Genomic DNA, 6,635 nt, shown 5'->3' on the forward strand with positions numbered 1-6,635 from the left:
TTGTCGTGGTTGTCATTGTTCTACTTAGACGCCCAGCAGGGAATTACTTAAGGGAGGGTCCGCCCCGTGGGTCGCCCAAGGCTCCCCGGGGCTGTTGTCGTGGTTGTCATGGTTCTACTTTTTTGCAGCCACGTTCGCTGCTGAGAGCCGTTTAACGACAACATTTGCGGGTGGGGCTACGGTGGTCGTCTCTCGGCTGCGCCTCGTGACGGCTGTACGTAAGTTGCTGGGCGCGGACACCCTACCCCACGCTTTCTTTTTCCACGATTTTTAGGTAACTTAATCGGGTACTTTAACCACTCTATAAATTTTTAGCTATGAAAATACTAGTGCCAACAGACTTGTCGGAGAATGCTGATGTGGCTTTGGAGTTTGCCAAGGGTTTGGTGATGAAAACCGGAGGGGAGATTATGCTGCTGTTTTCTTATTATGCGGTGTATGATTTTGCTGCCCAGGCCACCCAGATCATCCATCAGATTGAGAAGGATGCCAAGAAGTATCTCAAGAAGGCCATCAAGGAAAAGAATACCGAAGGGCTGAAAATGGATTACCTGATCGTGCAGGGCACGGTGAGCACGGCCATCAACACGGCCGCGCGGGAGATGAAGAGCGACCTGATCGTGATGGGCACCCAGGGGGCCAGTGGGATCAAGAAGGTACTTTTGGGCTCCAACACCGCCGATGTGATCAAGGAAACCAAAACGCCTGTGCTGGCGATCCCAAACAGCGCCAGGTTTGACCGCCTGAAAGACATCACCGTAGCGGTGGAACTTAAAAAGGAGGACCCCAAAGCAATTGAAAAACTGATTGAACTGACTTCCCCGTTGGGTCTGCCCTATGAGGTCCTGCATATTGACAAGGGTGGGAATTTTGACACCGAAATCAGTTTCAAGGGTTTCAAGAGTCACCTTACGGAGACTTTACCACATTTGCATTTTGATTATTTCAACCAGAAGGATGAGAATTTTAACAAGGGGCTGGAAAAGTTTTTAAACGATCATCCGGATACGTTGTTGGTAATGTTCAGCAAGTCCCGGAGTTTCTTTGAGCAGCTATTCAGCAAGAGTCATACGGTGGAAACGGCGTATCATACGCATGTGCCGCTGATGGTGATAAAGAGCTAGGAGATGAAATTTCGTGGTTGTCATGCCCGCCTGCCGGCCTTGCCTGGGCAGCCGGACACGTCGCTCTTACGTATGTAAGGACCTGCTGGGGGCGGAAATATGATCAGAAATCAAAACAAACATATACTATGGATTCAGGAAATCACTACATTCTATTTTACACTACCATTGAAAATTATGTTGAAAAGCGGACACCCTTTAGGGAGGAGCACCTGAGGTTGGCGGACGATGCAAGGCAGCGGGGTGACCTGTTAATGGCGGGGGCCTTGGAGAATCCTGCCGATGGGGCGATTCTGGTTTTCAGGGCACAGTCTCCCGAAGTCGCCGAGGATTTTGCCAAGAATGATCCGTATGTGAAGAATGGGTTGATTACAAAGTGGTTTGTGCGCAAGTGGAACGTGGTGGTAAGGGAGTGATGTGAGCGACGTGGTTGTCATAGTTGTCCGCCCCGAGGGTCGCCTTCGGCTCCCCGAGGCTGTTGTCATGGTTGTCATGGTTCTATCTTTTTGCAGTCACGGGCGGGATGAGAGCCGCTCAACAACAACATTCACGGTTGGGTTCACGGTCATCGTCCCTCGGCTTCGCCTCGGGACGGAGATGCGTAAGTTACTCTCGGTTCTGCTGAACGTCCTTTGCAAAGCGCAGCTTGCAAAGACCAACGGAAATGTTCCCGTTAAGCGGGCTTCAGTCCAAGACGTGACTGATTTTAGGTGGAACAATGACAACAATGACAACTGAGTCCCGAAGGGACGGACAACCACGTCGCTCTTACGAAACTAGACTCCTGCTGGGCGCGGACTCACACCCGAACCCCCACGAAACTTTGCCGGAGCTAACTGCGCATTAGTCCCTAATTTTTAGTAACTTACTTAGAATTCGGAGTATGTTTCAACAGTAGTTTTTACCCCTATTAACTATGAAAAGAATATTGGTACCGATTGATTTTTCGAGCTATTCGGAAAATGCGCTGCTCAGTGCGGTCAAGATAGCCGCCAAGGGTGATGCCCATATCACCTGCCTCAATGTTGTGAATTCTCCTTTGGACTGGGCCAGTTTTTCGGATGAAAAGCGTGCCCAGCACCATGAGCTGCTGGAACTGGAAGCCGAGTCCAAGGAAAAGCTGGATACCTTCGTACTTGAACACGCCATCAGCACCAATCCGGTGGAGACCTTGGTGGACATCGGGTTGCCTTCCAACAAGATCCTGGAGAATGCCAAAAGGTTGAATGTGGACCTGATCGTGATGGGGGCCTATGGAAAGGGCCACCAGCCGGACAAGTTTCTGGGCTCCAACCTGCAGAAGGTGATCCGCCAGTCGGTCTGTCCGGTATTGGCGGTGAAGTCCGTGGTGGACAGCAGCTCTATCCGCAAGATTGCCTTTGCCTCGATCTTCTCTCCTGACAGCAAGCCGGCCTACCTGAAGTTGAAACCTCTGGTGAAGTTTCTCGAGGCCAGCCTCAATTTTGTTTATGTGAATACTCCTAGCAAAAACTCTGATAGCGATAAGGCCATGGAGGCGATGAACAGTTTTCTCGTCGGGGAGCATGACCAGATTGTGCACAAGCACATTTTCAATGCCCCCGAGGTGGAAAAAGGGATTTTGCAGTTTTCGGAGATGAACCAAGTTGGCATTATTGCGATTGCCAGCAGTGACAGGAAGGCGGCAAGGAGTTATCAGATTGGAGTGACGGATACGGTGTTGTATAAGTCGGATATCCCGGTGTTGAGTGTGAATTTGGGATGAGTAACGTGGTTTAGGAGTTTAGGCGCGAGGCGACGCAAAAGATGCAGCAGTTACTCGCGTCATTTCGCCTAGTCTCAAGGAGTATAATTCAGGAATCGGAGCGCCCCCCACTTGCATCATTTCGACCGACCAGAGGGGAGTCTATTTCTTGCTCTTGAGGCTGAAGGCTTTGGGGGGGAGGCCGAATTCTTGTTTGAAGGCGCGGATGAAGTAGTTGATGTTTTTGAAGCCCGCCATGAAACAGACTTCCTGTACTTGATTTTTGGAGGAGAGCAGGAAGGTTTTGGCCAGTTTGAGCCTCTCTTTGAGGATGTACTCGGAGGGGCTGATGCCGAGTTCGGCTTTGAATAGCCTGGAGAAATGGGATTTGCTCATGCAGGCCTTTTCACTGAGTACCTCCATGGACAGTTCTTCCCTGATGTTCTTTTTGATGTAATCCACTACAAAAGCCAGGCGGTTGGAGCTGGAAAGTTCCCTGTAGGTCCGCTCCAGCATTTCACGGGCCTGGGTTTGGGAGAGGCGGATCAACAATTCCTTCAACGCCAAACTGGCAATCACATCCTTTTCCTTTGAACGCTCCTTGATGCCAATTTTTATGAACCTGTTGATGATTTCGCTGAGATCGGCATTGTTGATCAGGTGGAAATAGTCTGTATTCACCCCCCACTCCTCTTGGAGCATTTTGTCGGGAAAGCGCTCGTTGAGCAGGTTGAAAGTGTTTTCAATCATGGTGCTGGAGATCGACAGGGCTATACACTGGGTTGGGTTGTCCCATTGGGCTTCGGGGAAGTCGATTTTCATCACCTCGTTTGGGGGCACTATCACCGATTCCCCGGGCAAGTAGTCGAAACCGGGTTTATCAAAAAGGTGCATGACTTTTTTGCCGCGCAACATGGTGGTGAGCACCAAGTCTCCAAACACCAGGTTGATGTTTTTGGCCGACTGGTGGGTCTCAAAAATATTCAGTTCGCAGTTGTCTAAAGTATAGGTGGTTTTGTTTTCCACCAAGGTATGAAGGTCCTTTTCTTTCCGCCAAGGCACCCCGGCAATCTGGTTATAGTGGTTCATATCAGAAATTTACAAAAAATACTATTGAATTTGAAGAAAGATCGGAGAAGTATATAAAATGAAATTAAAAGTAGATTTTTTAACAGAAAAATAAGGGAGATTTGGGAAAGAGACGGAAGACCGAAGACGGAAGAAAAAGGAATACCCGCCCCGGCGGGCAGACAGAGGAGTTTGGCAAAATTTATCCCGATAGCTATCGGGAGAGTTTCACAGAGTCCCTTGGCGGAAAATCTTGGGAGAAGGGATGTCAAATTTCGGTCTTCGGTCTCCGGTCTTCCAGCTTTCAAACAATAACCCTAAAATAAACAATCATGAGCACAGACACTTTAACCCAATCCCAGCCTGTAGATAGGCCAAAAATCAAGGAACAATATGATCATTTCATCAGAGGGGAATGGGTGGCTCCATCCTCGGGGGAATATTTTGACAACATTTCTCCAATTGATGGCAAGCCCTTTTCAAAAGCGGCCCGCGGCAACAAGGAAGATGTAAACAAGGCCATCGATGCGGCCCACAAGGCTTTTCCTGGCTGGTCGAAAACCCCAGCGGCCGAAAGAAGCAAAGTCCTCAACAAGATAGCAGACATTGTAGAGGAGAATCTTGAAATGCTTGCGCGTATAGAAACCATAGATAATGGAAAAGCTTTGAGGGAAACCAGAGCAGCGGATTTACCCTTGGTGGTAGACCATTTCAGGTATTTTGCAGGCGTGATCCGTGCAGATGAGAGCACCATCAGTGAGCACGATGAGCATACGGTGAGTATTGCCCTGCACGAACCACTTGGCGTGGTTGGCCAGATTATCCCTTGGAACTTCCCGCTCTTGATGGCCACCTGGAAAATAGCTCCGGCTTTGGCTGCAGGTTGCTGTACGGTGGTAAAACCTGCCGAGCAAACCCCTACCAGCATTATGGTGCTGATGGAACTGATTGCCGATGTGCTGCCAAAAGGTGTGCTGAACGTGGTCACCGGTTTCGGTCCAGAGTGCGGCAAGCCATTGGCCACTTCAGACAGAATTGCCAAGGTAGCTTTCACAGGCGAGACTACCACGGGCCGTTTGATTATGCAGTATGCCTCTGAAAACCTCATTCCTGTAACCATGGAGCTGGGCGGCAAATCGCCAAACATCTTTATGAAATCAGTGGCCGACGCTGATGATGAGTTTTTCGACAAGGCGGTGGAAGGCGCTGTAATGTTTGCCCTCAACCAAGGTGAAGTGTGTACCTGTCCATCCAGAATACTGGTTCATGAAGATATTTATGACAAGTTTATGGACAAGGTGATTGAAAGAACCAAGGCCATAAAAATGGGCCATCCTCTAGCTGAGGACACCATGATGGGCGCCCAGGCTTCCAACGACCAGTTTGAAAAGATTATGTCTTACCTCAAAATAGGCAAAGACGAAGGAGCGGAAGTTTTAGCCGGGGGCGACAAAGCCAGCTTGAACAGTGGCTTGGAGGAAGGTTATTACGTTCAGCCTACCATTTTCAAGGGCAACAACAAAATGAGGATCTTCCAGGAGGAAATCTTTGGTCCAGTGACCTGTGTGACAACCTTCAAAACCGTGGAGGAAGCCATTGAGATCGCCAACGACACCATGTATGGTCTGGGTGCGGGGCTTTGGTCAAGAGATGCCCACGAACTTTATCAGGTTCCAAGAGCCATCCAGGCCGGCCGTGTTTGGGTAAACTGCTACCACGCCTACCCTGCCCATGCGCCATTTGGTGGGTACAAGAAGTCCGGATTTGGCAGGGAAAACCACCTGATGATGCTGAACCACTACCGTCAGACGAAGAACATGTTGATTTCTTATGATAAGAATAAATTAGGGTTCTTTTAGGGAAAAGACGGGAGACGGAAGACCGAAGACGGGAGATGGAAGCCTGCCATGAAATTTGGTGGGCTTTCTTTTTAGTTTTCTATAATTCCAAATGGTCACTAAGTGGCACCAAGTTTAAATTAAGGACACAAAGGGTAATTCCTTAAAACGATATATCGATCGTTGAAGTAGACATTGGACATTCTCCAATGAACTATCGACTATCAACTATCGACTTTTAATCACAAAAATATGACTGAAAGGGTAAAGATTACGGAGGCGGCAATGGAGACTATTGACACCTTGCGGAAAAGGTTTGGGACGGAGTTGATGTTTCATCAGAGCGGGGGCTGCTGTGATGGTTCCTCGCCTATGTGTTTTGAGAAGGGTGATTTCAAGGTTGGCGGCAGCGATGTATGGCTCGGGGAGGTGTATGGCTGCGATTTTTTTATGAGTAAGGATCAGTTTGAATACTGGAAACACACCCAATTGACGCTTGATATCACGAAAGGCAGGGGCAGCAGTTTTTCCATTGAGATTCCCATGGGGATAAGGTTTATTATTCATTCTAGGATGTTTACCGAGGAAGAGCTTAATGATCTGAGTCCGGTGAAACCGGCGGAAGAAATGGTTTAGGAAGTACGAGGTACAAAGGACGACAAGCTAACCGCAGAGGATCAAAGGTCGCAGAGAAAAAAATGTAATGTAAAATTAGGACGTGATAGACTAAGTGGGTTAGAAGGTTATTTTCCCTGCGGGAAGGTTTAGGGGGTTAGGCGCAATGCGACGAAAAAACCCTTCAGGTATATCAAATTTCAAGAGACCTGAAAGGTTTAATTGCGACACTATCCCAATAAGTGTGTAAGTATTGATTAATTGTTT

General features: G+C 48.5%; 6 protein-coding genes. 5 read left to right on the forward strand and 1 reads right to left on the reverse strand.

Annotated features, from left to right (window positions below):
* The first annotated feature begins 317 nt into the window (after nucleotides 1–317).
* From KIH41_RS17820 to KIH41_RS17830, 3 genes are all read left to right on the forward strand, one after another.
* Complete coding sequence (locus tag KIH41_RS17820) at nucleotides 318–1,124, forward strand: universal stress protein (RefSeq protein WP_214163308.1); 807 nt, start codon at nucleotides 318–320, stop codon at nucleotides 1,122–1,124.
* A 128-nt stretch (nucleotides 1,125–1,252) separates the two neighbouring features.
* Entirely contained in the window at nucleotides 1,253–1,540 is a 288-nt protein-coding gene (locus KIH41_RS17825; RefSeq protein ID WP_213946853.1) for a YciI-like protein, read from the forward strand.
* A gap of 500 nt (nucleotides 1,541–2,040) precedes the next feature.
* Entirely contained in the window at nucleotides 2,041–2,868 is an 828-nt protein-coding gene (locus KIH41_RS17830; RefSeq protein WP_213946854.1) for a universal stress protein, read from the forward strand.
* Nucleotides 2,869–3,009: 141 nt separating this feature from the next.
* On the opposite strand, the gene KIH41_RS17835 is transcribed toward KIH41_RS17830, so the two are convergent.
* Nucleotides 3,010–3,936: a helix-turn-helix transcriptional regulator gene (locus KIH41_RS17835; RefSeq protein ID WP_214163309.1), complete on the reverse strand. Its 927-nt coding sequence runs from the start codon at nucleotides 3,934–3,936 to the stop codon at nucleotides 3,010–3,012.
* A 311-nt stretch (nucleotides 3,937–4,247) separates the two neighbouring features.
* Here KIH41_RS17835 and KIH41_RS17840 point away from each other — a divergent pair, with 311 nt between their 5' ends.
* Together KIH41_RS17840 and KIH41_RS17845 are read left to right on the forward strand one after the other, a co-directional pair.
* Nucleotides 4,248–5,774 carry an aldehyde dehydrogenase family protein gene (locus KIH41_RS17840; RefSeq protein WP_214163310.1) on the forward strand — a complete coding sequence of 509 codons (1,527 nt, stop codon included), beginning with the start codon at nucleotides 4,248–4,250 and terminating at the stop codon, nucleotides 5,772–5,774.
* A 231-nt stretch (nucleotides 5,775–6,005) separates the two neighbouring features.
* Complete coding sequence (locus KIH41_RS17845; RefSeq protein WP_214163311.1) at nucleotides 6,006–6,389, forward strand: DUF779 domain-containing protein; 384 nt, start codon at nucleotides 6,006–6,008, stop codon at nucleotides 6,387–6,389.
* Nucleotides 6,390–6,635: the final 246 nt, after the last annotated feature.

This window comes from Litoribacter ruber (genome assembly GCF_018500185.1).
In the GTDB taxonomy this organism is placed as follows: Bacteria; Bacteroidota; Bacteroidia; order Cytophagales; family Cyclobacteriaceae; genus Litoribacter; species Litoribacter ruber.

What these genes read in the sequence shown, in the direction of transcription:
- KIH41_RS17840 (WP_214163310.1), top strand. Translation starts at nt 4,248, where the DNA reads ATGAGCACAGACACTTTAACCCAATCCCAGCCTGTAGATAGGCCAAAA.
- KIH41_RS17845 (WP_214163311.1), top strand. Translation starts at nt 6,006, where the DNA reads ATGACTGAAAGGGTAAAGATTACGGAGGCGGCAATGGAGACTATTGAC.
- KIH41_RS17825 (WP_213946853.1), top strand. Translation starts at nt 1,253, where the DNA reads ATGGATTCAGGAAATCACTACATTCTATTTTACACTACCATTGAAAAT.
- KIH41_RS17830 (WP_213946854.1), top strand. Translation starts at nt 2,041, where the DNA reads ATGAAAAGAATATTGGTACCGATTGATTTTTCGAGCTATTCGGAAAAT.
- KIH41_RS17820 (WP_214163308.1), top strand. Translation starts at nt 318, where the DNA reads ATGAAAATACTAGTGCCAACAGACTTGTCGGAGAATGCTGATGTGGCT.
- KIH41_RS17835 (WP_214163309.1), bottom strand. Translation starts at nt 3,936, where the DNA reads ATGAACCACTATAACCAGATTGCCGGGGTGCCTTGGCGGAAAGAAAAG.